This window comes from Cytobacillus pseudoceanisediminis, assembly GCF_023516215.1.
Taxonomy (GTDB): Bacteria; Bacillota; Bacilli; order Bacillales; family Cytobacillaceae; genus Cytobacillus; species Cytobacillus pseudoceanisediminis.
In genome coordinates this window covers 2,657,734-2,683,604 of sequence record NZ_CP097349.1, presented here as the reverse complement: position 1 = coordinate 2,683,604, position 25,871 = coordinate 2,657,734, and the positions used below count along the sequence as shown (strand labels likewise).

At 40.5% G+C, this 25,871-nt stretch carries 22 protein-coding genes and 4 pseudogenes; 15 read left to right on the top strand and 11 right to left on the bottom strand.

Annotated elements, in window-relative coordinates; genetic code table 11:
- Positions 1 to 22: 22 nt before the first annotated feature.
- Complete coding sequence (locus tag M5V91_RS14340; RefSeq protein WP_284521275.1) at positions 23 to 1,372, bottom strand: MATE family efflux transporter; 1,350 nt, start codon at positions 1,370 to 1,372, stop codon at positions 23 to 25.
- 125 nt (positions 1,373 to 1,497) lie between these two features.
- Positions 1,498 to 3,267 carry an alpha-glycosidase gene (locus M5V91_RS14335; protein WP_192908346.1) on the bottom strand — a complete coding sequence of 590 codons (1,770 nt, stop codon included), beginning with the start codon at positions 3,265 to 3,267 and terminating at the stop codon, positions 1,498 to 1,500.
- Between the two features lie 317 nt (positions 3,268 to 3,584).
- Between M5V91_RS14335 and M5V91_RS14330 the strand changes: the two genes are divergently transcribed.
- From M5V91_RS14330 to M5V91_RS14310, 5 genes and pseudogenes are all read left to right on the top strand, one after another.
- Complete coding sequence (locus tag M5V91_RS14330; RefSeq protein WP_009331269.1) at positions 3,585 to 4,877, top strand: extracellular solute-binding protein; 1,293 nt, start codon at positions 3,585 to 3,587, stop codon at positions 4,875 to 4,877.
- A gap of 299 nt (positions 4,878 to 5,176) precedes the next feature.
- Positions 5,177 to 6,459: pseudogene (locus M5V91_RS14325) on the top strand (carbohydrate ABC transporter permease).
- A 2-nt stretch (positions 6,460 to 6,461) separates the two neighbouring features.
- Positions 6,462 to 7,304, top strand: coding sequence for a sugar ABC transporter permease (locus tag M5V91_RS14320; protein ID WP_019381459.1), 843 nt, complete (start codon positions 6,462 to 6,464; stop codon positions 7,302 to 7,304).
- A gap of 94 nt (positions 7,305 to 7,398) precedes the next feature.
- Positions 7,399 to 8,937 carry an alpha-amylase family glycosyl hydrolase gene (locus M5V91_RS14315; RefSeq protein ID WP_009331266.1) on the top strand — a complete coding sequence of 513 codons (1,539 nt, stop codon included), beginning with the start codon at positions 7,399 to 7,401 and terminating at the stop codon, positions 8,935 to 8,937.
- A 120-nt stretch (positions 8,938 to 9,057) separates the two neighbouring features.
- Entirely contained in the window at positions 9,058 to 10,104 is a 1,047-nt protein-coding gene (locus tag M5V91_RS14310; protein WP_009331265.1) for a LacI family DNA-binding transcriptional regulator, read from the top strand.
- Between the two features lie 182 nt (positions 10,105 to 10,286).
- Here M5V91_RS14310 and M5V91_RS14305 read toward each other — a convergent pair whose 3' ends face one another.
- Positions 10,287 to 11,156 (bottom strand): SDR family oxidoreductase, encoded by an 870-nt coding sequence (locus M5V91_RS14305; protein ID WP_192908347.1) that lies wholly within the window; start codon positions 11,154 to 11,156, stop codon positions 10,287 to 10,289.
- A 120-nt stretch (positions 11,157 to 11,276) separates the two neighbouring features.
- On the opposite strand from M5V91_RS14305, the gene M5V91_RS14300 reads away from it, so the two are divergent.
- On the top strand, positions 11,277 to 11,780 hold the full coding sequence (locus M5V91_RS14300) for a GNAT family N-acetyltransferase (RefSeq protein WP_019381462.1): 504 nt from the start codon (positions 11,277 to 11,279) through the stop codon (positions 11,778 to 11,780).
- Between the two features lie 119 nt (positions 11,781 to 11,899).
- Here M5V91_RS14300 and M5V91_RS14295 read toward each other — a convergent pair whose 3' ends face one another.
- Positions 11,900 to 12,391 (bottom strand): YajQ family cyclic di-GMP-binding protein, encoded by a 492-nt coding sequence (locus tag M5V91_RS14295; RefSeq protein ID WP_009331262.1) that lies wholly within the window; start codon positions 12,389 to 12,391, stop codon positions 11,900 to 11,902.
- 158 nt (positions 12,392 to 12,549) lie between these two features.
- Between M5V91_RS14295 and M5V91_RS14290 the strand changes: the two genes are divergently transcribed.
- Complete coding sequence (locus M5V91_RS14290) at positions 12,550 to 13,413, top strand: CvfB family protein (protein WP_192908349.1); 864 nt, start codon at positions 12,550 to 12,552, stop codon at positions 13,411 to 13,413.
- Between the two features lie 45 nt (positions 13,414 to 13,458).
- On the opposite strand, the gene M5V91_RS14285 is transcribed toward M5V91_RS14290, so the two are convergent.
- Together M5V91_RS14285 and M5V91_RS14280 are read right to left on the bottom strand one after the other, a co-directional pair.
- Entirely contained in the window at positions 13,459 to 13,590 is a 132-nt protein-coding gene (locus tag M5V91_RS14285; RefSeq protein WP_009331260.1) for a DUF3941 domain-containing protein, read from the bottom strand.
- Between the two features lie 106 nt (positions 13,591 to 13,696).
- Entirely contained in the window at positions 13,697 to 14,551 is an 855-nt protein-coding gene (locus M5V91_RS14280) for a DegV family protein (protein WP_009331259.1), read from the bottom strand.
- Between the two features lie 356 nt (positions 14,552 to 14,907).
- On the opposite strand from M5V91_RS14280, the pseudogene M5V91_RS14275 reads away from it, so the two are divergent.
- Both M5V91_RS14275 and M5V91_RS14270 read left to right on the top strand, forming a co-directional pair.
- Positions 14,908 to 15,735: pseudogene (locus tag M5V91_RS14275) on the top strand (YitT family protein).
- Between the two features lie 19 nt (positions 15,736 to 15,754).
- Entirely contained in the window at positions 15,755 to 16,510 is a 756-nt protein-coding gene (locus M5V91_RS14270; RefSeq protein WP_009331257.1) for a BsuPI-related putative proteinase inhibitor, read from the top strand.
- Between the two features lie 35 nt (positions 16,511 to 16,545).
- Here the strand turns inward: M5V91_RS14270 and M5V91_RS14265 are convergent, their stop codons facing one another.
- The 3 genes from M5V91_RS14265 to M5V91_RS14255 form a co-directional block, all read right to left on the bottom strand.
- Positions 16,546 to 16,731: a DUF3813 domain-containing protein gene (locus M5V91_RS14265; RefSeq protein ID WP_009331256.1), complete on the bottom strand. Its 186-nt coding sequence runs from the start codon at positions 16,729 to 16,731 to the stop codon at positions 16,546 to 16,548.
- Between the two features lie 2 nt (positions 16,732 to 16,733).
- Entirely contained in the window at positions 16,734 to 16,886 is a 153-nt protein-coding gene (locus M5V91_RS14260; RefSeq protein WP_009331255.1) for a hypothetical protein, read from the bottom strand.
- 128 nt (positions 16,887 to 17,014) lie between these two features.
- Positions 17,015 to 17,833, bottom strand: coding sequence for a Cof-type HAD-IIB family hydrolase (locus tag M5V91_RS14255; protein WP_192908350.1), 819 nt, complete (start codon positions 17,831 to 17,833; stop codon positions 17,015 to 17,017).
- A gap of 279 nt (positions 17,834 to 18,112) precedes the next feature.
- On the opposite strand from M5V91_RS14255, the gene M5V91_RS14250 reads away from it, so the two are divergent.
- From M5V91_RS14250 to M5V91_RS14240, 3 genes are all read left to right on the top strand, one after another.
- Positions 18,113 to 18,880, top strand: a complete 768-nt coding sequence (locus M5V91_RS14250) for an alpha/beta fold hydrolase (protein WP_009331253.1) — start codon at positions 18,113 to 18,115, stop codon at positions 18,878 to 18,880.
- A gap of 73 nt (positions 18,881 to 18,953) precedes the next feature.
- Positions 18,954 to 19,262, top strand: coding sequence for a metal-sulfur cluster assembly factor (locus M5V91_RS14245; RefSeq protein ID WP_009331252.1), 309 nt, complete (start codon positions 18,954 to 18,956; stop codon positions 19,260 to 19,262).
- A gap of 217 nt (positions 19,263 to 19,479) precedes the next feature.
- A complete protein-coding gene (locus M5V91_RS14240) occupies positions 19,480 to 20,607 on the top strand; it encodes a TIGR04053 family radical SAM/SPASM domain-containing protein (RefSeq protein ID WP_009331251.1) in 1,128 nt (375 codons plus the stop codon).
- Between the two features lie 29 nt (positions 20,608 to 20,636).
- On the opposite strand, the pseudogene M5V91_RS14235 reads toward M5V91_RS14240, so the two are convergent.
- Positions 20,637 to 21,309: pseudogene (locus M5V91_RS14235) on the bottom strand (Crp/Fnr family transcriptional regulator).
- A 286-nt stretch (positions 21,310 to 21,595) separates the two neighbouring features.
- Between M5V91_RS14235 and moaA the strand changes: the two are divergent.
- A pseudogene (moaA, locus tag M5V91_RS14230) lies at positions 21,596 to 22,610 on the top strand (GTP 3',8-cyclase MoaA).
- A gap of 112 nt (positions 22,611 to 22,722) precedes the next feature.
- On the opposite strand, the gene ric reads toward moaA, so the two are convergent.
- Positions 22,723 to 23,415, bottom strand: coding sequence for an iron-sulfur cluster repair di-iron protein (gene ric / locus M5V91_RS14225; protein ID WP_009331248.1), 693 nt, complete (start codon positions 23,413 to 23,415; stop codon positions 22,723 to 22,725).
- Between the two features lie 513 nt (positions 23,416 to 23,928).
- Between ric and M5V91_RS14220 the strand changes: the two genes are divergently transcribed.
- Both M5V91_RS14220 and mobB read left to right on the top strand, forming a co-directional pair.
- Positions 23,929 to 25,194 (top strand): molybdopterin molybdotransferase MoeA, encoded by a 1,266-nt coding sequence (locus M5V91_RS14220; protein WP_019381466.1) that lies wholly within the window; start codon positions 23,929 to 23,931, stop codon positions 25,192 to 25,194.
- Complete coding sequence (mobB, locus tag M5V91_RS14215) at positions 25,182 to 25,724, top strand: molybdopterin-guanine dinucleotide biosynthesis protein B (RefSeq protein WP_192908352.1); 543 nt, start codon at positions 25,182 to 25,184, stop codon at positions 25,722 to 25,724. The genes M5V91_RS14220 and mobB overlap by 13 nt, the downstream gene beginning before the upstream one ends.
- Positions 25,725 to 25,871: the final 147 nt, after the last annotated feature.

The window sequence follows — 25,871 nt, the reverse complement described above, 5'->3', positions numbered from 1 at the left end:
AAGGCGCTTCCGCTTTTCTTATTTAGACTGCTTTTGATGACACAAACGATTTGTTAACCCAGACTCTGGATCTCCAGCGCCATAACATGAGTAATCCTCTAAGCCATTCATCGGCAATAAAAGCGATCCAAATGCCGGCAAGTCCCAGTCCAAAATGAATTCCAAGAACATAGGAAAGGGTGACGCTTACACCCCACATGGACAGGATCCCCATATAAACGGGGAATTTTACATCGCCGGCTGCGCGGAGGGAGTTAATGACGACCAAATTAAACGATCTGCCGGGCTCCAGGAGTATGGTTAGAAGAATGAGAACACTGCCAATCTTTATGATGTCTGGATTAGAAGTGAATATGCCCATCAATTCTTCTGAGAATAAGGAGAAAATAACGGCTGTTCCGAACGAAATCATGATGGCAAGGCGCAGACTTTTCATGCACCTTTTATAGGCTGCCTCATAATCCTTTCCACCTACCATATGGCCTATCAAGATTTGAGTGCCCTGGCTGATGGCAACACTGAAAAGGAAAATGAACATCATAATATTTTGTGCATAAACTTTTGCAGTCAGAGCTTCTGTACCCAGAGCAGCGATGAAAATGGTAATGACCATCTGCGACCCATTATAGGATAAATGTTCACCTGCTGAAGGGATCCCAATTCTTAAAAGATTTTTGATATGTTTTTTTGGAAAGCGGAAAAGTAAGCGGAACGGAAGCGCTTTTTCTGTTCTTCTAAGCAGGAAAGCGACAGCAGCAGCAAATCCGATCAATCTGCTGATGACAGTGGATATCGCCACTCCTTCTACACCCAATACAGGAAAGCCGAATGGGCCAAAAATGAATAAGTAATTGCCTATAACATTTAATATGTTCATGCCGATGGTAATGTACATAACATCTCTGGTAAACCCATAACTTCTGATGATGGCTCCAATTGTCATAATTAATGCCTGGACAAAGGATAAGCCGCCAACGATGACCAAATAGGCGTTTGCCTGGCTTAAAAGTTCCACCGGCAAATCCATCATCCGGAGCAGCGGTTTGCCAGATACATATAGAAGGATACTTAAGATGATTCCAAATACAAGGTTTGCCCCTAAGGAGACAATTGAAATTTCAGCAGCTGTTTTATTATTTTTTGCACCTAAATTTTGAGCAATAAGGATGGACGTCCCAGTTGCAACAAATCCAAACATGACGATCACGAGAGAAAGGATCTGATTTGCCACACCAACTGCAGCTACGGATTCATCCGAATATTGCGAGAGCATAAGCGTATCAGCATTCCCCATAAGCATGTGAAGCAATATTTCTATAAAGATCGGCCAGGTTAATGCAAATAATGTCAATTTTTTCTGGTTCTTAGTCATGGTTATTCTCCCTGTTTGTAAATAAATTTTCATGTAAATAGGAGGGGCCGACGACAATTAAAAACGAAAAAAGAAAAGCCTTAAGGTCTTGCCCTTAAGAACTTTCCTTACTTCAATCAGGTTTCCTATTTATTGAAGCTGGCGGGGAAGGACAGGATTTCAAACCCAAACCCATCAAGCTGAACTTTAAGGTTCTCCGCTTCTGCTGCAAATTCTTCGTCTGTAAGCATATTAGTAACTTTTACACCTTTCAGCGGATAAGGCAAAGTAACTTCCGCATTTTCATCCGCAGGATTGGCGAGCACGATGATTGTTTTAAAGTCATCGTATTTGCGGTAGGCAACTACATTAGAATCAGTTTGAATAAATTCAAAATGGCCATCATTTGCCAGCAGCTTTTCCTCTTTCCGCAGCTTAATCAGCCTTTGAATATGAGAATGTAAATCACGATCCTGTTTTTCCTCATCCCATTCCATGCATTTTCTGCAGCCGGGATCCATTTCACCGCTTAGCCCAATTTCATCACCATAATATATGCATGGTGAACCCATAAAGGTAAATAAAAGTGTATAAATAAGTTTTACCCTGTCTTTATCCTCTTTGCATTCCGTTAAAATTCTGGGTGTATCATGGCTTCCAACCAGATTGAATGCAGCTTCATAGACATTGGCCGGGTAGCTGTGGATTTCAGCGGTCATATTGTTGGCGAATTCAGTTCCGGTAATGGATTTTTTTGCAATTAAATTAAGCAAGTTCGTGGTAAAAGGATAATTCATGACAGCATCGAACTGGTCTCCGCGCAGCCAGGGCATAGAATTGTGCCAGATTTCCCCTAAAATATAGAGATCTGGTTTAATTCGTTTAACAGTCTGTCTGAATTCACGCCAGAACTGATGGTCAACTTCATTGGCCACATCCAGCCGCCAGCCGTCGATATCAAATTCTTCAATCCAGTAACTGGCCACTTTGAGCAAATAATTTTTTACCTCTGGATTATGTGTATTCAGCTTTGGCATCTGCTCAACAAAAGCGAAGGTCTCATAATTAGGATACTCCCCGCCTTTTAGCGGGAAACTATGAGGATGGAACCAATCTTTATATCTTGATTTTTCTCCTTTCTCAAGCACATCCTGGAAAGGGGGAAAATAGTATCCGCTATGGTTGAAAACAGCATCGAGCATCACTCTAATATCCCGCTTATGGCATTCTGCAACCAGTCTTTTTAATGTATCCTTTGAACCGAACTGGGGATCAATTTCCAGATAATCTATTGTATCATATTTATGGTTGGAAAATGCCTTAAAAACAGGCGTGAAATAGATGCCGGTGATGCCAAGCTCGTGAAGATAATCAAGATGTTCAATGACACCTTCAAAATCACCGCCAAAAAAGTTATCCTTAGAAGGCTGTTCACTGCCCCAGGGAAGAACTCCTTCGGGGTCATTGCCGCGATTCCCGTTAGCAAATCTTTCTGGGAAAATCTGATACCAGACTGTATCCTTCACCCAGGAAGGAGCTTTAAATACTTCTTCAGGATGCAGATAAGGAAAGTTGAAATAATAACCTGAATCAGAAGGAGCCTCCTCGTAAAAACCTTTTTCGGTCAAAATTAATTTTTCTTCACCAGACTTTAATTGAAAGCCATATCTGGATCTTCTATGTGGCGGGTCAATATATACATGCCAATAATCATGAATGCCATCAGATCCGGATTTCTTCATTTCCGTTTTTTCATACTGCCATTTTCCATCTGCCCAAAGATATTGGTCACCGTGTATTAAAGTGACTTCAGAAACATCTTCTTTCTTTGTTTGCAGTCTAATATGTAAGGTTTTCTTGCTGATGGGATAAACATAATGATCAGCAGGATAATGTATGATAGCTGCTTTTTCCATTGAAATTCCCCTTTCAAAGTGCAATCGCTTGCATTATACCATATGAAAGAAATGAAAATATAGTATAGAAATGAGTATCAATCTTTTGAAATTAATTTTCGCTTAAAAATATTTAGAAAAAAGTAGTTGTAAAAGCCCAAAAACCTTGTATAATAAAAATTAGAAATTGTGCAATCGTTTTCATTAAGCGGTTTCATTGGGTAAAAGTTTAAGTGAACGCTCATATTTTTTAGAAATAGATAAAAGCGTTTACACTTTTGTGCAAACGGTTGTACTTTTTGCATTACTCAACAGATTTATTTAAAGGGGGCAATATCATGAAAAAGTCACTATCTTTCTTTATGATGCTGGTATTAGTGATCGGAATGCTGGCAGCTTGCGGTCCTCAGCGTGAGGCACAGCCGGAAAACACAGATAAAGATAACGGCACAAGCGAAAACCAGGCTGAAGAGCCAAAACCGGAAAAATTAGTAGTTTGGGAAGACACAGATAAAGGCATAGCTTTAAAGCCTGCCATTGAGTCTTTTGAAAAAGAATATGGAATTAAAGTTGAATTTAAAGAGTTGGGCATGGCAGATAAGATCCGTGACCAATTAAGACTTGATGGACCTGCGGGAAATGCACCTGACGTTGTTACACTTCCTCATGACCAGATTGGCCAGGTTGTAACTGAAGGTCTTCTTCAGGAAATCCAGGTAGAAGACAGTGTTCTTGATACTTTCACAGAATCATCCATCACTGCTCAAATGTTTGACGGAAAATTATATGGTCTTCCAAAAGCAACTGAAACACCAGTATTCATCTATAATAAAGCATTAATGGAAAAAGCTCCTGAAACAATGGATGAGCTTTACACTCAAGCTAAAGAATTGACGGCTGGCGGACAGTACGGATTCCTGGCTCTATTCGATAACTTCTATTTCGCACACGGACCTATTGCTGGCATGGGCGGATATGTTTTCAAGGAAAATGACGGTGCATTAGACCGTGAAGATGTAGGCTTAAACAACGAAGGCGCTGTTGAAGGTGCTGAGTTCATTCAAAAATGGTACAGTGAGGGCTTATTCCCTAAAGGAATCATCGGGGAAAGTGGCGGAGCAGCAATGGATGGCTTATTCAATGAAGGAAAAGCTGCTTCTGTTATGAATGGTCCATGGGCACTTCAAGGCATGAAGGATGCAGGAATTGATGTTGGAGTTTCTGTAATGCCAAAGCTTCCTAACGGTGAGCCTGTTAAAACATTCATGGGTGTTAAAGGCTGGCATGTAACTGCATTCACTAAAAACCCTTATTGGGCAACAAAATTTGTTGAGCATATTACAAATGAAGAAAACTCAAAAATCCGTTTCGAGACAACTCAGGAAATCCCTCCTGTAAAATCTCTTATTGAAGATCCTGTAATTGCAGACAATGAAGCTGCAAAAGCAGTCGCAGAGCAATCTCAATATGCTGTTCCAATGCCAAACATTCCTGAAATGGCTGAAGTCTGGGGACCAATGGCCTCTGCACTTCAAACGATTGCAACAGGAAAAGCTGAACCAAAGGCAGCACTTGACGATGCAGTAAAAACGATTAAAACAAATATCGAAACAAATCACCCTGCCAAGTAAATCTTGACAGACAAAGGGCGGTACCTCCCAGGAGGTATTGCCCATCATTTTTATATAATGCCAAAAAAAGCAGAAGGAGCCCGCTTCGGCTTAGCTCCAAGAGCCGCTGTCGTCTGGAGCTAGACAGTTAATCAACTTCAGAATTAATACATTCATATCTTTAAATTGAAGCGGCAGAAGCCGCTTTCCTGTTCCTCTTTAAAGCAACCGTTTGCACAAAAACAGCCGCTATTATTTTGGAAATGAATTATAATAATAGAAAATACTTTCTCCTATAAAGAAAGGGAGGCCACAGCCATATGGAAACAAAAAAAATGACATCCAATCATGGAAGAAATGCTGCTCTATTATCCATCCTGCCTGGATTTGGACAGTTTTATAATAAACAATTCGTGAAAGGTGCCATATTCTTAATTCTTACTGTTTCGTTCTTTGCAGCATTCTATGACACACTAAATTGGGGATTCTGGGGACTTATTACACTGGGGGAAATTCCAGTTCTGGACCACTCAATTTTTCTCCTGATCGATGGAATTATCGCACTGATTGTAACAGCATTGGGACTTATCATATATGCTTTCAATATTTATGATGCATATAATAATGGAAAAAAACGTGATTTGGGGCTGAAATTAAACAGTGTCAGGGAACAGTACCACAATCTCCTTGATAATGGTTTTCCATATTTAATGATATCACCAGGATTTTTCTCTTAGTTTTCGTAGTTATTTTTCCTATCTTATTCGTAGTTCTTCTTGCATTTACAAACTATGATCTATATCATTCTCCGCCTGCAAAACTGGTAGATTGGGTTGGCATTCAGAATTTTATCGATATCTTCAAGCTGGATTTATGGAGAAAAACCTTCTTTGGCGTAATGGGCTGGACAATAGTCTGGACTTTTGTAGCTACCTCTTTGCAGGTAGCTCTGGGTATTTTCCTGGCAATTCTCGTTAACCAGAAGGATCTTAAAGGGAAAGCGATTATCCGAACAATTTTCATTCTCCCTTGGGCAGTTCCTGCATTTATATCGATCCTGATTTTCTCAGGGATGTTCAATGAGACATTTGGTGTGATTAATAAAACGATTCTGGATGCAATTGGCATCGGTCCTGTTCCATGGATGACAGAGGAAAATTGGACACGTTTAGCATTAATTTTCATTCAGTCATGGCTTGGATTCCCGTTCATTTTTGCTATGACAACAGGTGTGCTGCAGTCCATTCCGGATGAGCTTTATGAAGCTGCAACAGTGGATGGTGCAACGATCCTGCAGAAATTCACAAAAATCACTCTGCCGCTGGTTCTTTTTGCAACGGCACCCATTATCATTACTCAGTATACATTCAACTTCAACAACTTTAATGTTATCTTCTTGTTCAATGGCGGGGGACCGGCCATTCCGGGCCAAAATGCCGGCGGTTCGGATATTCTTATATCCTGGATTTATAAACTGACAATGACTTCTGCCCAATACGGCAAAGCCGCTGCAGTTACCATGATCCTATCACTCATAGTCATCACGGTAGCCCTATGGCAGTTTAGAAGAACAAAATCATTCCAAGAAGAGGATTTGATGTAGCTATGAGCATGAAGAAAAATAAAATTATCCGGCTGACTTTTTCCTATGTCATCATTGCCTTGATGAGCTTTATTGTGATTTATCCGCTTTTGTGGGTAGTGGGTTCTTCCTTAAATCCAGGCCAAAGTTTGTCGGGATCCACAATGTTTCCTGAAAATCCGACATTAGACCATTACAAATACCTTTTTGATTCAGATAAATCCAATTATGTTAAATGGTACTGGAATTCTTTGAAAATAAGTACATTGACCATGATTTTAACGGTTATTACAGTATCCTTCACTGCGTACTCATTTTCCCGTTACCGCTTTATCGGAAGGAAAAATGGATTATTAACTTTCCTGATACTGCAAATGATACCCAACTTTGCAGCGCTGATTGCCATATTTGTATTAGCGACAAGAACAGGTTTAATTGATACACATCTTGGATTAATCCTTGTGTATGTCGGCGGACAGATTCCAATGAATACCTGGCTGATGAAGGGTTATCTCGATACGATTCCAAAAGAACTTGATGAATCTGCGAAAATGGATGGTGCGAGCCATCTGCGTGTCTTCTGGCAAATTGTTATGCCGCTGGCAAAACCAATTGTTGCGGTAGTTGCGCTATTTTCATTCATAGCTCCTTTTGGGGATTTTATCCTTGCAAGAATTTTATTAAGAACAGATGAAAAGTTCACAATGGCTGTAGGATTGTATGAAATGGTTGCGAAGCAATTTGGAAATGAATTTACAAAGTTTGCTGCTGGTTCTGTTTTAATTGCCATTCCGATTGCTGCACTGTTCCTTATGTTCCAAAAATACTTTGTATCTGGTTTGACGGCAGGGGGAACAAAAGGCTAATCTTAAAGGGCTGAAACTTTACTGGCCGCTGCAGTCTGCGAACTGAACTGGATTGCAGTCTCTCAGCGGCTTGAAAAATGAAGGAGGAGCGGCGATGAATAAAGGAATCATAACCTTCATCTTAATCCCGTTTCTTCTTTTTTATGCCCTGCCGGCAGGAGCAGCTGAAAAAGAAGAGCGTAAATGGCAAGATGAAACATTTTATTTCTTAATGGTTGACCGATTTAGCAATGGAGATCCCAACAATGACTTTAAAGTCGATGTTCAGGACCCAAAAGCTTATCATGGCGGAGATTTTAAGGGGATTACAGAACGCCTGGATTATATTAAAGATATGGGGTTTACCGCAATTTGGCTGACTCCCGTTTTTGATAATGAAGAGAAGGGCTATCACGGTTATTGGATTAAAGATTTTTATAACACGGAAGAGCACTTTGGCACAATGGATGAATTCAAGCAGTTAGTCCAAGAAGCTCACAAAAGAGATATGAAAGTGATTTTGGACTTTGTTGTAAATCATGTGGGCACCAATCACGAATGGGTTAATGACCCCGGGAAAAAGGACTGGTTCCATGAAAAACAAGATATCATCAACTGGACGAATCAATCTGAGATTGAAAATGGCTGGATTTATGGACTCCCTGATTTAAAGCAGGAAAACCCTGAGGTACAAAACTATTTAATTGATGCAGCAAAGTGGTGGATCGAAGAAACGGATATTGATGGATATCGTCTTGATACTGTAAAGCATGTTCCAAAATCATTCTGGACCGAATTCGCCAAAAATGTAAAGTCAGTCAAAGAAGACTTTTATTTGCTGGGGGAAGTATGGTCGGATGATCCAAAATATATTGCTGAATATGAAAAAACAGGAATAGACGGCTTTGTTGATTATCCTTTAAATGATCATTTAAGAACTGCCTTTGCAGAGCCTGACAAATCGTTAAGCTGGCTTTTTGCAAACTGGGACCGAAATAAGGCATTTTATGAAAATCCCTATCTAATGGGAAGCTTCATGGATAATCATGATACTGTCAGGTTCACTCGGGATGCTATCACAAAAAATCATCATCCGGGTCCAAGGTGGAAACTTGCCTTAACATACATGTATACCACACCTGGGATTCCAATTGTTTATTATGGAAGTGAAATAGCTATGGATGGCGGTGAGGACCCTGACAACCGCAGGCAAATGGATTTCCGTACAGATAAAGAACTGATTGATTATATCGCAAAACTTGGGGAAGTTAGGCAAATGCTGCCATCTTTAACAAGGGGCGACATGGAACTGCTGGAGGAAAAGGACGGTTTTGCCGTTTATAAACGGAATTACGAAGATGAAACAACGGTTATTGTGATCAATAATTCAACAAAGTCACAGAAAGCGGTACTTGATTCCACTCAATTAGAAGAAGGAAAAGAGCTTCGCGGCATGATTGCTGATGATCTCATCCGAGATAAAGACGGAAAATATGAGATGATCATTGACCGGGAAGAGGCTGAAGTATATGTTCTGGCAGAAAAATCGGGATTGAATATTCCGCTGATTGCAGCACTTGCAGCAGTTTATTCAGCCTTTATGATTTTTATCTATCTTTTATGGAAGCGGTCAAAACAGAAGAAATCCGAGTAATTTTGGCATTAGAGCCTCCCCTTCTTCCTATTCCTGTTAACTGTTTAAAAAAGGAAAGAAAATCAAACCTGTTTTGATTATAATATTAATAACAGAGACCTCACGGAGAGGGTGATTCTATTGGCAGTCACAATTAAAGATGTAGCAAAGATGGCAAAAGTTGCGCCTTCTACTGTTTCAAGGGTAATTGCCAACAATCCTCGCATCAGCGAGAAAACTAAGCAAAAAGTCAGGGAAGCAATGGAACAGTTAGGATATCATCCGAATTTTATTGCCCGAAGCCTTGCAAGCCAATCAACCCGCGCAATTGGGCTGATAATGCCCAGTTCTACGGATGTTGTATTTCAGAACCCCTTCTTTCCAACTGTCCTTAGGGGTCTGAGCGAGGGAGCCCATGAAAGGCATTATGCTCTCCATATGACAACCGGGAAAACAGATGATGAGATCTATGAAGGTGTTGTCCAAATGGTACAGGGCGGCCGGGTAGATGGAGTGATATTGCTGTATTCAAAAGTGGAGGATAAAGTTCTGGCCTTCTTAAAAGATAGGGATTTCCCATTTGTTGTTATTGGCAAGCCTTTTTCGGACGAAGAAGAAATCACTTACGTGGATAATAATAATTTCCGTGCAGCCAAAGAAGTAACGGAATACTTGATTAAGCTGGGCCATAAGCAAATTGCGTTTGTCGGCGGAAACTTGAATCTAACCGTTACAGTTGAACGTCTGCTCGGCTATGAAAAAGCATTAAGGGATGCTGGAATTGAACTGGTAAATGAATATATTGTTCATGAAGAATTCTTAAAAGAAGGAGGCCAGGAAGCTGTCAGAGAACTCATTTCCCTGACAAAACCTCCAACCGCCCTTGTGGTTGCCGACGACTTAATGGCATTGGGTGTCCTGAATACTCTGGATGAAATGGGTATAAAAGTTCCTGAAGATATGTCTATCATCAGTTTTAATAATGTGCTTCTGGCTGAAATGTCCAGACCTCCTCTAACTTCTGTCGATATCAATATATTCGATCTGGGATTTGAATCTGCCCGAAGCCTTATATACAGAATTGAAAACCCGCGGGAGCCTGTAAAGCGCATTATTATTCCCCATAAAATTGTAAAACGCTGCTCATGCAGCAGTCCGAAAACTGAAGAACCACAGATTGTATCATAAAAAAGGGAAGCCTGATGCAGGCTTCCCTTTTTTATCGCAGTCTAACGGTCAGTAAGACTCTCCAATGGAAGACTCAGAGGATTCATAAGAGATCATTGGGAGTCAAACTGCCCGTATAAGCCAGATTGGTTCAACTAACAATCAGAGGGGTTAATTGAACCCTTTCTGATTGAAGTTTCACTCTACCCGTTTACAATAGTGCCTCCATTGACATGAATCATCTGGCCGCTCACATAAGATGAATCATCACTGGCAAGATAGACATAGGCCGGAGCTAATTCATAAGGCTGTCCTGCTCTGCCTATTGGGGTATTTGATCCAAATTTTGATACCTTATCTGCTGTGAATGTAGATGGAATAAGCGGTGTCCAAATAGGTCCAGGAGCAACTCCATTTACGCGAATTCCCTGTCCAGCCAGCGATTTGGCCAATGAGCGTGTAAAGGAGACAATCGCTCCTTTTGTTGAAGAATAGTCGATTAGCTGCTCGTTGCCTTCATAAGCTGTTATCGAAGCAGTATTGATAATTGAGCTCCCTTTTTTAAGGTGAGGAAGTACTGCTTTTGTCAGATGGAAGAATGAAAAGATGTTTGTTCGGAATGTTTTTTCAAGCTGTTCAGCAGTGATATCAAGCAGGCTATTTTGAGGATGCTGCTCGGCTGCATTATTAACCAGTACATCGATTTGCCCAAATTTATCAAGTGTTTTCCTGACTGCATCCTTACAGAATGTTTCGCTTCCGAGATCTCCGGAGATCAGCAGACAGTCTTGTCCTTCAGCCTGAATGGCCTCTTTAGTCTTTTCTGCGTCTTCATGTTCTTCCAGATAGACAATCGCCACGCTGGCTCCTTCTTTGGCAAAATAAATGGCAGCTGATTTTCCGATGCCGCTGTCTCCGCCTGTTATTAAAACAACTTTTCCTTTTAATTTATCGGACCCTTTATAATTTGGATCAACAGTTTGGGGCTCAGGCTGCATTGGCGCCTCTGTGCCGGGCTGATGATCCTGATGCTGAGGCGGAAATTCCTTTGGATTGTTTTGAGTATTAGACATTACTAAATCCCTCCAAATCATTAATACTCTTTTAATTCCATTTTATTATGGTAAAAAAACATGGAAATTATTTGCATTTCTCTTATATAATGGATTTAAAAAAGAGTGGGGGAACAGGATTTGCAGATTCGATCAGCTGACAAAAGTGATGCAGAAGCCATTTTGGCGCATTGCCGGAAAGCTTTTGGAGAAACTGATTTTTTAATGACTGAGGCGGATGAGTTTAATTTAACAATTGAAGAAGAGGAAGCGTGGCTTGAGCAGAGCATTAGAACTGGAGATCTTATTTTATTAGCGGAAGTTGACAATGAAGTGATTGGAATGCTGAACTTTCGGCGTTCAAAAAGCAAAAAGGTAAACCATCTGGGGTATTTCGGGATTACAATACAGAAGAAGCATTGTAACCAGGGACTGGGAAGCAAAATGATGGAGCAATTTTTGAAGTGGGCGCAAGAAGAACCGGGTCTTGAAAAAGTATGCCTGGAAGTCTTTTCGTATAACCAAAGAGCAATCCATCTGTACAAGCGATTTGGATTTCAGGAGGAAGGACGCAAAATTAAACATATTAAAAGAAGCGATGGGTCTTATGCAGATGAATTAATGATGTATAAATTTGTAAAATAACCCTTAGCATTCTTTCTCAAACGGTGAAAATTAAAAAATCAGCAAATAAATTCATTTAAAGCAAGCTGGTTTTTCTGAAAAATTATAAAAGCAAACGGATTTTCTCCGTTTGCTTAAAATTACCGATAATTTACGAATTGAACATCAACAGTCAAATCTGCCTCTTTAACAGCAGCAATAATCTTCTGCAGGTCATCGCGGTTTTTGCCGGTTACTCGGACCTGATCATCCTGAACCTGGCTCTTCACCTTTAAACCGCTGTTTTTAATAAGGGTATTGATCTTCTTGGCATTGTCTTTATCAATTCCCTGGACAAGCTTTGCTCTTTGGCGTACAGTTCCGCCTGATGCCCCCTCAATCTTGCTGTAATCAAGATTTTTTACAGGTATGCCCCTTTTTATCAATTTACTCAATAAAACATCTTTAAGCTGTTCCATTTTAAATTCATCATCAGATAGAAGCACGAGCTCTTCTTTATCGAGCTTTATATCACTTTTGCTGCCTTTAAAGTCATAACGGGTGGAGATTTCCTTCATGGCAATATTGATGGCATTGGTTACTTCAGAAAAGTCAACTTTGGATACAATATCAAATGAGCTTTCTTTAGACATGACAGCCTCCTTGGAGATAACATTTTAAGTTTCACTTCTTGTCCTTATTATAGTAAAATATAGCAGTTCAAACAACTTTAGGAGTTATGTGATCTTAATTGGGAAAGATTTAATATAATGAATATTTGTTTACTGGAAACTAAGAAGGAGGAAAAGGGATGGCTTTAGAAGAGAATTTAGGCCGTGCTGCTAAACTGATTGTTTCAAGGGAAGCGGCTTTTGGCTATTTTTTGACGGATGGAGAGGAAGATGTTCTTCTTCATCAGAACGAGACAGATGAAAAGCTGGAGGAAGGACAGGAAGTCGAGGCTTTTCTTTATATGGACTCGCAGGGAAGAATTGCAGCAACAACTGTGATTCCGGAAGTTCAGGCTGGTACATATGGATGGGCGCATGTAAGTGATGTAAAGCCCGGCATCGGTGTATTTATCAACATCGGCATTCAGAAGGACATGCTCCTCGGTGAGGAAGATTTGCCTGTACATGAAGCCGTCTGGCCGATTGAAGGGGATAGGTTATACATTACACTCCGGGTGAATAAGAATAACAGAATTTATGTAAAAATGGCTACTGATCCTGTCATTACAGATATTTCAATAAAGGCAGCCAAAAGTGATTTTAATAAGAATATTCACGGACATATATATAGAACTGCAAAGGTTGGGAGCTGGATTTTTACAGCTGAGGGCTTTAAAGGCTTTATCCATGAATCCCAGCGCAAAAGGGAGCCCCGTCTTGGCGAAAAAGTTGAGGGACGGATTGTTGATGTGAAAGAGGACGGAACAGTGAATGTTTCCCTTATACCCAGAAAACATGAGGTATTGGACGATGATTCCGAAAAAATCCTATCTTATCTTGAAAGCCGCAATGGTGCGATGCCATTTGGCGATAAAAGCGCGCCAGAAGATATACAGGATCGTTTTCAGCTAAGCAAAGCTTCTTTTAAAAGGGCTTTGGGAAGGCTTATGAAGGAAGGCAAGGTTTATCAGGAAGATGGATGGACATATATAAAGAAAGACTAATTCACAATCTAAAAACGGACAAGCCAATGCTTGCCCGTTTTATTATTATAGATGATCTGTCTTTTTGGAATATTGGTTTTTCCCGGCTTTGCGGTTTTTCTCGCGCATCATATTTTTTTCGTGAAGAAGCGCATTATTGTCTTTTGCTTTTTTATCATTATCGGAAGTATGCGGCATAATAATAATACTCCTTTCATACTGAGAGGTTTATCCTTCAGAATATTACTGAAGTACAATCATATTGTCTGTCAGAATGAAATGGAGTATGTATTCTTCACTAGGTTTATATTTGCTTTTGGTAGAAAATCGCAATTGTTCCTGGACCCGTATGGGACCCGATTGCAGAGCCTATGGATGTAATATAGACTTCTTTGGCTTTTAGCTCTTCCAGGATTAATTTTTGCATTTCAAGAGCTGTGTCTTCATCATCAGCATGGCTGATGCCGACCGTCTGATTCTCAAACGAAGTCCCATTTTCTTTCATCAGCTCAATGATGCGGCGAAGAAGCTTTTTCTTGCCGCGCAGTTTCTCAATCGGTACAAGTTTGCCATCTTCTACAGTTAGCAGAGGTTTAATGTTCAAAAGTCCGCCTAGAAATGCGGAAGCTTTAGAAACACGGCCGCCTTTTGCCAGGTATTCGAGATCATTTACAGTGAATAAACTCTCGAGGTGCCGGCATCGAAGTTCGATATCTTGCTGTATGTCTTCCTTGGATGCGCCTGATTGTGCGTTAGCAGCCGCTGCCTTAACGATTAATCCATATCCCAATGAAGCCGCCTTAGAATCGATAATGGATAATTTGAAATCCGGGTATTTCTCTTTTACTTGCTCCAAAATCATTACAGCGGTCTGGTATGTACCTGAGAGTCCGGAGGAAAAAGAAACATAAATGCCGTCTTCATTTTGTTCTGCCATCTTCATGAACGTTTCCTCAAAATGGAGAGGGGATACCTGAGATGTTTTAGGCACCTGGCCCTCACGGATAGCATCATAAACATCCTTAGGTTCTATGGTGACTAAATCTTCATATTCTGTATCATTCAGTTGAACCTTTAATGGGAAAAGTGTGACGCCATTTTCTTCATAAAAGCTTAGCGGCAGATCACACGCACTGTCAGCTAAAATTTTTACTGACATTTTCTTTCACCTGCTTTCAAACTATATGAATTAAGTTTATAGAAATCAAGGAGAAAAAACAATGAATTGTGTTGAAAATGACACTTTTCGCAAGTCCAACGGGCAGTAAGACTCTTACTTTCAGAATCAAAGGAATAGAAGGGGATATAAGCGGGGGCAAACTGCCCGTATGCTGTGAAAACGTCTTTGTGACCCGCTTCCTCCCATAAGCTGCAGCTTTTGGTTGATGATTATGCTGACGAAGCCTTCCTTGTGCTGTGTGCCTCAACTAACAATCAGCGGGGAAAAATCCCCCGCTGATTGAAGATTCACTTTACTGGGTAAAGAAAATAATAAAAAAATTCAGGGGGTAAAAAATGGTTTGGTTAGAAACTAAGAAAGTATTTATTGTTTTGATTGGCGCGATATTGAACGCAATTGCGATGAATTTTTTCTGATACCTGCCAATGTATATGCGAGCGGTTTTACAGGTGTGGCACAGCTATTATCAAGCATTCTTGGGGATTTTGGATCAACAGGAATTCTGCTGTTCATTCTAAATATTCCTGTAACCATTTTAGCCTGGAAGAAGGTTGGAAGGTCTTTTACTATTTACAGTTTTCTAAGCGTATTCTTAATGTCATTTTTCTTGGAAATCATACCGGTAATTCATGTTTCAAAAGATATTTTGCTTAATGCCGTTTTTGGAGGTGTGATTGCGGCTGTTGGCGTAGGGATAACACTGAAATGGGGGCTTCCACAGGAGGAATGGATATCATCGCAATGGTATTGTCCCGAATGAAAGACAAGCCTGTCGGTACATATTTTTTCACACTTAACGCCATTATTATAATAACAGCTGGCTTTTTGTATGGATGGGAAAAAGCTTTATACACTCTTGTTACCCTTTATGCCTCAACCAGGGTCATTGATGCCATTCATACAAGACATGAGAAACTGACAGCATTAATTATAACGAAAAAATCGGAAGAAATGAAAAAAGCCATCCATGACCATCTGGTCAGGGGAATTACAACCATTCCGGCAAAGGGGCTTTTACAAATGAAAACAAGGAAATGATGATGATTGTCATCACCCGTTATGAGTTATTCGACCTTGAAAGAATTATTAAAGAAGTAGATCCGAATGCCTTTACAAATATTGTCCAAACCGCTGGTGTTTATGGTTTCTTCCGCAGGGATTAAATGAATGGAGGGATGAAGGATGCTTCGGCTTTTGACTGCTGCTGCTCTGATTATCTTCACTATGCCTTTGCAAAGTTTTGAAGCTTCTAAAAAGGAAATGCCATTTGATTTTAAAGTAATGCCTCAAGCAGGAACGGAAACAATGGAGATAGAATTGCTTCTGAGGAATACTGCCAATTACCCGCTAAGCTTTGAGTTTAGGACTTCCCAATTTTACGAAGTAAATATATTAAATCAAAATGGCGAAATGGTATATTCCTCTTCAGAAGGTAAAGCATTTTTACAAGCTATACAGACCATTGCCGTCAAACCGGATGAATTCAAGGTGTGGAAAGAGCAGTGGGATTATCGGCACAATGGCAAAAGAGTAAAGGAAGGGGAGTACATTGTAAAAGCCAGGCTTTTGGCATCAAACTTAAATGGCAAAGAACTGGAGACCAAAGCGGAATCAGAAGCCTCTGTCTATATCCCAGGACAAAATCCTGCCTTTCGCCATGTTAAGGTTACTGGAGAGAATGGCTTATATTCAGTATCAATTGAAGGGCGTCCAAAAAACGGAAAGCTATGGTATACAGTTGAAGATGGCCATAATGAACTGCTGCCTGAAAAGGGAGTATCAGCTCTTTCAAATAACTGGGAGAACTATAATATAAAAGTAAGCATTCCTGCTGATAAATTGCCTGAAAACGGATCAGTGATTTTGCATTTATATGAAAAAAGCCATAATGACGGACATATTATAAATCCCTTTCCTGTTATCCTGGAAAGGAGGTAAAAGAAGCTGGCAGCCATCGAGGCTGCCAGCTTCTTTTAGCGATTCTGCGAATATTGCTCAAGCTCCTGCTGCATCTCCCGCAGCTGTGCCTGTTCAGCCGCCGTGGAATTGGCAAACGCGGAACTTAAAGCATTTTTCGCACGGGAAACAGTTTCTTCGCCTGCAGAACTTTTAGCTATTTCCACATATTTTCTGGCTTCCTGAAATAATCTGTTTCCCATCGTTATATTCCTCCGAGGGATGATTCTTTCACATTAGCTAATTTTTGGGCTTCCGCCTCTGCATAGGTCATGTGGTACGGGATACGTTCATCATGCTTACTAACAGTATCAACACCCTGTTGTACGAAGCGTTTTGATTTATTACGTTTACCCATTCGAATCCCCTCCATGAAAGAGTTTAAAGCAGCATTGTGCTGCTCCATCCTTTAGTATGCTCTATAGGAATGATTTAAAAAGGGAATTTAAAGGACTGGTTGCCATTAAATTTCTTTTGGTCATTTGCTTATAGTGCTTTAAGGTTTAATAATTCATTTAAATAGATTCCGATTCCATCCTCCTCGTTGGTTAAGGTGACTTCATTGGCAATATTTTTCACCTGGTCAATAGCATTGCCCATGGCAATCCCGTAGCCTGCATATTCAAGCATTTCAAGATCATTGTCTTCATCACCGAAAGCTATGATCCGCTCAGGCGGTATTTGGAAGTAATCAGCTGCTTTTTGGAGGCCAACAGCTTTATTCAGCCCTGTTTTTACGATTTCAATGACATGCCATGGAGCCGCCCAGCGACGGTGATCAATCACTTCGGCATGGACTTCGGAAAGATGGGCTCTAATTGTTTTTACATGTTCTTCATCTGTGTGGATCAGCATGCTTGTCGGATTATCATTAAGATAATTGCGTAAATCTCCAGTCGTAATTTTGGGATCGCCAAAACCGAAGATATCCAGAAGCTTTTCATCATGGTAATGCAGGTAAACATCATCTATAACTTCTGCTACAATATTATGCACTGTATAGCTATTAACGGCTTCTACAATTTCCTTTGCAACGTCCATTTGCAGAGGTGTATGATAAACTCCCCAATTATGATCTTTAGGATGATGTATGTAAGCACCATTGAAATTGACAATTGGCGTAGTCAATCCCATTTCACGATAATAAATTTCGCTGGAGCGAAATGGCCTTCCGGTGGCAATCATCACTTCATGTCCTTGTTCGCGTGCCTTTTGAATAATCATTTTAGTTTTAGCTGAGATGGTTTTGTCATCTTTTAATAATGTTCCATCAAGGTCCAGTGCAATTAAATGTTTTTCTGCCATAAGATCTCCTTCTAAGCGCTCAGCACTTTTTTATAAGAATTTAACTGCAGTTTACGCACTGCAGCCAATTGCTTATCTTGAAGTATGCCCCGCTTTTCTTTTAAGTGTAAAGGTTTTGGAAAAAAAAGTCTACATGTTAAACTGAAAATATAGAAAGAATTTACATCAAAACAAGAGCGTAAGCTTTTACAAAATCATTTTATACATATATGTTATCAATATTATTATAATTTTGTAAAAAAATTCACTTGTGCCCTAACAGATTTAGGAGGAAGAACTGTGGTTGTTATTGAACATAAGCATATCAAAGAAATTCCTGTTCTTGAACTGGCCAGACAGGAAGTAAAAGGGGAACGCTTGCCTTTTATTATTTTCGTTCATGGCTTTACGAGTGCCAAAGAACATAATCTGCATTATGCCTATCTGCTAGCTGAAAAAGGGTTCAGGGTGGTGCTTCCAGACACCTTGCTTCATGGGGAAAGATCTGAAGGTTTATCAGGCAGCGATTTAAATTTCAGGCTATGGGATATTGTTCTAAATACAATTGCGGAATTGAACATAATCAGGGATGTCTATGAGGATGCAGATCTGATCGACAAGGGAAGAATAGGGCTTGTGGGCACCTCCATGGGAGGAATAGTCACTTTGGGCGCCTTGACCCAGTATGAGTGGGTCAAAGCTGCAGTAAGCCTTATGGGTATGCCGTATTATGAAAAATTTGCTCAGCTTCAGCTGGATGAATTGAAGAAGAATAATATTAAAATTCCGCTTTCAAGCGAAGAACTAGCAGATCTGCTGGGGACCTTAAGGGAGCGGGATCTAAGTCTTCAGCCTGAAAAACTTGGAGGAAGGCCGCTTATGTTCTGGCATGGCAAAAAAGACCCGGTTGTGCCTTATTCCTATACATACCAATTTTATGAGACCATCCAGCCCTTATATAGTGACTCACCTGAAAACCTCATGTTTATATCAGATGAACAGGCGGGGCACAAAGTAAGCAGGGAAGGGCTGCTGGAAACGGTTAAATGGTTTGGGGAACATCTATAACCAACATTTTTTCAATTCATTTAAATATTTGTTAAGATATAGATAAAGTAAATAATGAAGGAGTGCTGCAGAAATGGACCAGGATTTAAAAGACAGCATCATGGGTGCACTTGAACTTGTTGTTGACCCGGAGCTGGGGATAGATATTGTGAACTTAGGCTTAGTATATGATGTGAAAATGGAAGAGGAAGGTAAAGCCGTGGTAGATATGACTCTTACTTCCATGGGGTGTCCTTTGGCAGGAACAATTGTTGAGCAAGTAAAGTCAGCATTGGCTGATATTCCCGAAGTAAAGGACACTGAAGTGAACATTGTCTGGAACCCGCCTTGGTCTAAAGACAGAATGTCCCGCTATGCAAAAATTGCACTTGGCGTACAATAAGATTGAATCTTAAAAACAGCAGGATTATTTTCCTGCTGTTTTTTTATGCCCTTGCTTTAATTCCTTTGAACACATCTCTGTAAATTCTTTGAAAATGAGCATTGTATGTGAGGTAGTTCACTTATTTAACATGCCGATTATCCTATACTAACGATGGAAAGACAAAATTGCGTTGATGAAACATCCAGGACCTGTGGCTGTTAAGGAGGCATCTCAAATGGGATTTGATAGAGATTTTAATAAAGACCCTTTTATTGTGATATGGGAATTAACAAGGGCATGCCAGCTAAAATGTCTGCATTGCCGTGCGGAAGCGCAATACAGGAGAGATCCGCGAGAGCTTTCCTTTGATGAAGGGAAGTATTTGATTGACCAAATCAAGGAAATGAACAACCCTATGCTTGTTTTTACGGGTGGTGATCCATTAATGAGGCAGGATGTATTCGACATTGCCGAATATGCTGTAAAAAAAGGCGTGCGTGTGTCAATGACGCCCAGTGCGACACCGAATGTAACAAAAGAAGCTATTGAAAAAGCCAAAGAGGTCGGCTTAGCTCGATGGGCTTTCAGCCTTGATGGGCCAAAAGCGGAAATCCATGACCATTTTAGAGGTACTGCCGGTTCCTTTGATTTAACGATCGAAAGGATTAAATATTTGCACGAGCTTGAAATTCCAGTCCAGATTAATACAGTTATTTCGCGTTATAATATCGATTATCTTGAGGAAATGGCTAAAGTTGTAGAAGAACTCAAATGTGTTCTTTGGAGTGTGTTCTTCCTCGTCCCAACAGGGAGAGGGCAGGAAACAGATATGATTTCTCCGGTTGAACATGAGATGGTATTTACATGGCTGTATAACTTAAGCAAAAAAGTTACTTTCGATATCAAGACAACAGCTGCCCAGCATTACCGCCGAGTGGTCATTCAGCAAAAAATGAAGGAAGCGAAGGCTCAGAATGAGGACATTCAATATCTCGATGCACTTACACAGCAAGGGCTAACGGGTTCTATAGATGGTTTAGGCAGGGCTCCTAAAGGTGTGAATGACGGAAATGGATTTGTTTTCATTTCACATATTGGGGATGTTTATCCTAGCGGGCTTCTGCCTGTTAAAGCAGGGAATGTAAGGGAACAGCCACTTGCTGAAATATACAGGGAATCGCCAATTTTTAAAGACCTCAGAAATCCTGATAAATATAAAGGGAAATGCGGACAATGCGAGTTCCGTTATGTATGCGGGGGATCCAGGTCACGGGCATTTGCCATGACAGGGGATTATATGGAAAGCGAGCCGTTTTGTGTTTATATTCCAAAGGCACTTAGAAAGAAAGCGGCAAAATCATAAAAGAAAGGGAGTGCCGTTTGGATGCACTCCTACTCGATGCTGCAATATACGGCAGGGCAGTTTTCACAGCCTATTTCATTTTTTAAATATTGAAGATCTTTGACTGTGATTTTTCCATTTAGAATGGTAATGATGCTGTCTTTTTTCAGTTCACCCAGTATCCGGTTGGTGCTTTCCCTGGATGTGCCGCAGAAATTCCCAAGATCTTGATTCGTAAGGGGCAGATCAATGAGTATGCCATCCTTAACTTTTATGCCATAGCTGTTAGTCATTCTGATAAGGGTTGAATACAGGGCACCTTTTTTTCCGTTAAGGACGAGATCTCTAAATTTGGTCTGAGTATTACGAAAGTGGTCGCTCATCCATTTCATAAATTCATAAGCCAATGTGCTATTATTAAATATCTCCTTTTCCAGGACATCTTTTTTTATCACAGCTACTTAAATATTTAGGGTTACTGGTAAATAGGGTAAGCTCGCCAATAATTTCATTTTCTCCGCATAACCTGAAGGTAAGTTCTCTGCCATCAGCTGTTATCTTGCTGATTTGTATCTTGCCTGAAAGTATAATATAAAGTTCAGCAGCATCCATACCTTCCTGAAAAATGTAAGCCCCTTTGGAGGTTTTCATACGCCGGTCTGCAAAATGAAGAAGCTCTTTAATCTCTATGGAATGTGTCGGTTTAATGGCTGTGCGAGCCATATTAATCCTCCTTCATAAAACAACTGTCTTTTTTCACAATAATATCATTTGTATAGTGAAAACATTGCCGGCTTTTGTGTCTTTATTGTGGCATTTTCTATTGAAATGGTGTGTCTTTGTTATTATATAAACAATTCCCTATTAACATTGAAACGATTGTATGTTCTAATAGTAGAAGCCCTTAATTTGAGATACCGGGTTATTTCTGTTATTTTAAGGGAAAGGCTAAAATATACATCTGTATAGAAAGCTTATTTAAGTCACTCTTTATATGGAGTTGAACGAAATGGCTAAAACAATCGTTAAAGATAAATTGAATAGACCTTTAAGAGATCTTCGTATTTCTGTCATTGACCGCTGTAATTTCCGCTGTCAATACTGCATGCCGGCAGAAGTCTTCGGCCCGGATTTCGCTTTCCTTCCAAAAATGAACTTCTGAGCTATGAAGAAATTGAACGGCTGGCTAAAATTTTTGTAAGCCTTGGTGTGGAGAAGATCAGGTTAACAGGCGGAGAACCTCTTATGAGAAAGGATATGCCTAAACTTGTAAAAATGCTTTCAGACATTGAGGGCTTAAAAGATATAGGTCTTACCACAAATGGTGTATTGCTGCCCAAACATGCGAAAGATTTAAAGGAAGCAGGGCTGGTGAGGGTTAACATCAGTCTGGACAGTTTGGATGATGAGCTGTTTGGAAAAATAAACGGACGCAATGTGGGTGTCAAACCAGTTCTTAAAGGAATCGAGGCAGCAAAAGAAGCAGGGCTTGGCGTCAAGCTTAATATGGTTGTTAAAAAAGGCCTGAATGATTCTGAAATTGTCCCGATGGCTAAGTTCTGCAAAGATAACGGCTTACAGCTCCGCTTTATTGAATACATGGATGTCGGCAGTACAAACGGCTGGAAGATGGACGAGGTTGTTACCAAAAAAGAAATTTATGACATTTTAAAGGAACATTATTTATTGGAACCGGTAGATCCGGATTATTTCGGAGAGGTTGCCAAGCGATACCGTTATAAGGATACTGATGTAGATGTTGGGTTTATTACATCTGTTTCTGAATCTTTCTGTTCAAGCTGCACACGTTCAAGATTGTCAGCAAACGGCCAAATTTTTACATGCCTATTTAATGGAGAAGGACATGATCTGAAGGGATTTATGAGAAAAGGCGCCACGGATGAAGAAATTACTGATCGGATTGTTAATATTTGGAACGGCAGAAAAGACAGATATTCAGACGAACGGACTGAAGAGACCATTGCCAGCAGGAAAAAATTGAAATGTCCTATATTGGAGGATAAAAAAAGCATGCTTTGCTTTGTCACGAGAAATGGACATAGGCGGGCAGGCTTTTTATTTTGTCGTTCAGACTGCAAAAAAACTGCAGCCGTTATTGGCTGCAGATCGTAATGTTTATAAATATCTTGGAAAAAGAATGTTATTCTCAAGGTGAACATGCATGAAGGTTTGGCTTTCCAGATCTTCCAGCCGCTTATACACTAGACGGTACGATCCGCATGCATCTGAAGGTGGAGTATAATCAGATGTAATTTCTCTTAATTCCTTTAAAATTGAACCTGCATGATCATGCTCTTTCTCAAGCTCCCGGATATAGCTGATGATTTCTTTGCGATTTTCAACCTGAGGATCTTCAAGCTTCAGGAGCATTGGAAAAACTGACTCTTCCTCTTTAGAAGTATGTTCAAGAAGCTCATGCTTCAGCTCAAAGAATAATTGGTGGACTTTTAAAAGCTCCTCATGGCTTTCTCCATGGACTCTTGAAACCTTTGTTACATACGGGCTTAATAGCGATAGTTCCTCCTCAAGAGGACGATGATATCGATTGATCACATGTTCAATAATGTCTTCTGATGCACTGTCTGTCCAAACCTCTAAATCATCGGTTTGGTTTTCCTTCTGAATAACCTCGTTCAGTTCTTTTATCAGAACCTCCATATCTGCAGACTGATCAGAAACTGCACGCACCAGCGGAATATTTCCACCGCAGCAAAAATCAATGCGATGACGTTTAAAAACATCACTTGTCTTTGGAAATTCATTTACAATATCTTTTACCAGACGGTCTTCTGTAAGATGTATGGTCATTGAATTTTCCTCCTTCTATCTTGTGAACTATCTAAAGAATAAACGAATTTCCTTTTTAATTTGGTGACGGGCATCACACTTGCAGGCTTTTTATAAAGTTTTTTGGGTAGGCTATTTTCGCATAAATTGTTGTTCTTTGCCTATCAATGTTGTCCGTTGATTTCCGCTCCAGGCTGCTCGCTTTCCGCGGGGCGGGCGGTGAGCCTCCTCAACGCTCCGCGTCTGCGGGGTCTCACCTGTCCCGCTACTCCCGCAGGACATTGAGTAAGCTCCCTTGAGTAAACACCGCACGAAGAAAATGCGAGTGCATTTTCGAGGATCTCGCACCTTCCACTACAATCAACTCAGTAAATAATATAGAAAAAGCAACAAACCTTACGAAAACGGCCTTTGGGTAAAACCATGCACATATGAAACTGAAAGTGTGATGATTGTCATGTTATAAGTTTTCATGTACGTTTATAATAATTGAAATAGAAAAAGCGTTAAGAAAAGTACATAGGAGCTGATATAATGCTGGAAAAAAGAACTCCCATTCCTGTTGGGGAAGCAGTAAAAAAAATCATGGCCTATCAATTAAAAGGAAGTGCAGAATACATATCCATTAATGAAAGCAACGGTCGTTTTCTTGCAGAAGACTTAAAAGCGACCCATGATGTCCCTCATTTTGACCGATCACCATATGATGGATTTGCTGTTCGTTCAGCAGATACAAAGGAAGCTTCAATGGAAAATCCCGCAGTATTTGAGGTAGTAGATCATATTGGCGCAGGGCATGTAACTTCCAAAAACATTGGTCCATTCCAGGCTGTGAGAATTATGACTGGTGCGCAAATGCCTGAAGAATGTGATGCCGTAGTAATGCTCGAGCTGGCAAAAGCATATGAAGAAGACGGTAAGAATTTTATGTCCATTAAACGCTCCTATAATAGTGGAGACAATGTTTCCTTCAAGGGCGAAGATGCGAAAAAAGGAGATTCACTGGTCAAGAAGGGGACAAAAATCAACCCGGGAATTCAGGCTATTCTTGCTACCTTTGGCTATGCCGAAGTACCGGTTGCAAAGAAGCCTGTTATCGGATTATTTGCAACAGGCACAGAGCTATTGGAAGTACACGAACCGCTGCAGCCAGGGAAAATCAGAAACAGCAATGCCCATATGATTACAGCCCAAATTGAAAGGGCTGGGGCGGAAGTTATTTATTATGGAAAGCTCCCTGATGAATTTGATACATGTTTCGATGCTGTGAAAGAAGCATTGAACAGCGTGGATATACTGATTACTACTGGCGGTGTATCTGTAGGCGATTTTGATTATCTGCCGGGCATTTACGAAAAGCTTGGGGCAGAGGTCCTTTTCAATAAAGTTGCGATGCGGCCCGGAAGTGTGACTACAGTTGCCCAGCATGAAGGGAAGCTTTTGTTTGGACTTTCCGGAAATCCTTCTGCCTGCTATGTCGGATTTGAGCTTTTTGCAAGACCGATTATCCGGAAAATGCTGTTCTCTGAGAAGCCGCATTTAAGAAAAGAAACTGCAGAGCTCGTGGCTGAGTTTCCAAAAGCAAATCCATTTACACGATTTGTCCGGACAGCTGTGAATTATTCAGGAGGCAGACTGGTTGCGGCGCCAAGCGGAGTGGATAAATCAAACATTGTGATGAGTCTCGCCGGCGCGAATTCACTAATGATTCTGCCCGGCGGAACTAGAGGCTATGGCATGGGCGACATTGTTGAGGTGCTATTGCTTGAGGACCATGAAGGAAGCGAATGGCCATGGTAAAGGAACCTGTTATTTTTCAGGTATCCGGCTATCAAAACAGTGGAAAAACAACATTGGTTAACAAAATAATTTCCGGATTAAAAGGGAAGGGCCTTTCTGTCGTTACCATTAAGCATCATGGTCATGGAGGCAAACCCGAAACCCCAGAAGGAAAGGATTCCAGCAATCATATTGAATCAGGAGCAGACGCTTCAATTGTTGAGGGTGGCGGCAGACTGCTTTTACAAGCTGAGAAGAAAAGCTGGAGCCTGGAGGAGCAAATTAATATTGCCGTGCAGCTGCAGCCTGATGTAGTGCTTATTGAAGGTCATAAAAAGGCTTCATACCCTAAAGCACTCATGCTCAGAAGTGATGAAGATAGGTACCTTATAGAGGAACTGACAAATATCTGTGCACTCTTCTGCTGGGAAGATAAAGTGATTAAGCACAAGGCTGCAGATTTGGAAACTCCGTTTTTCAGCATCCGTGATCCCAAAGGCACTGAGTGGATTATTGAGTATTTAGTGAGCGAAAGTAAGAAAAAGAAATAAAATTAAACAAAACAGTCCATTTTTTTGGAGCTGTTTTTAATAATTCTCTAAAAGTTGAACGTTTTGTGGCGATTTGTTTACCAGTGATAATCTTCACTTATTATTTACGCGGAAAATTATATATTATTGGCAGAAAGCAGCGGGGAG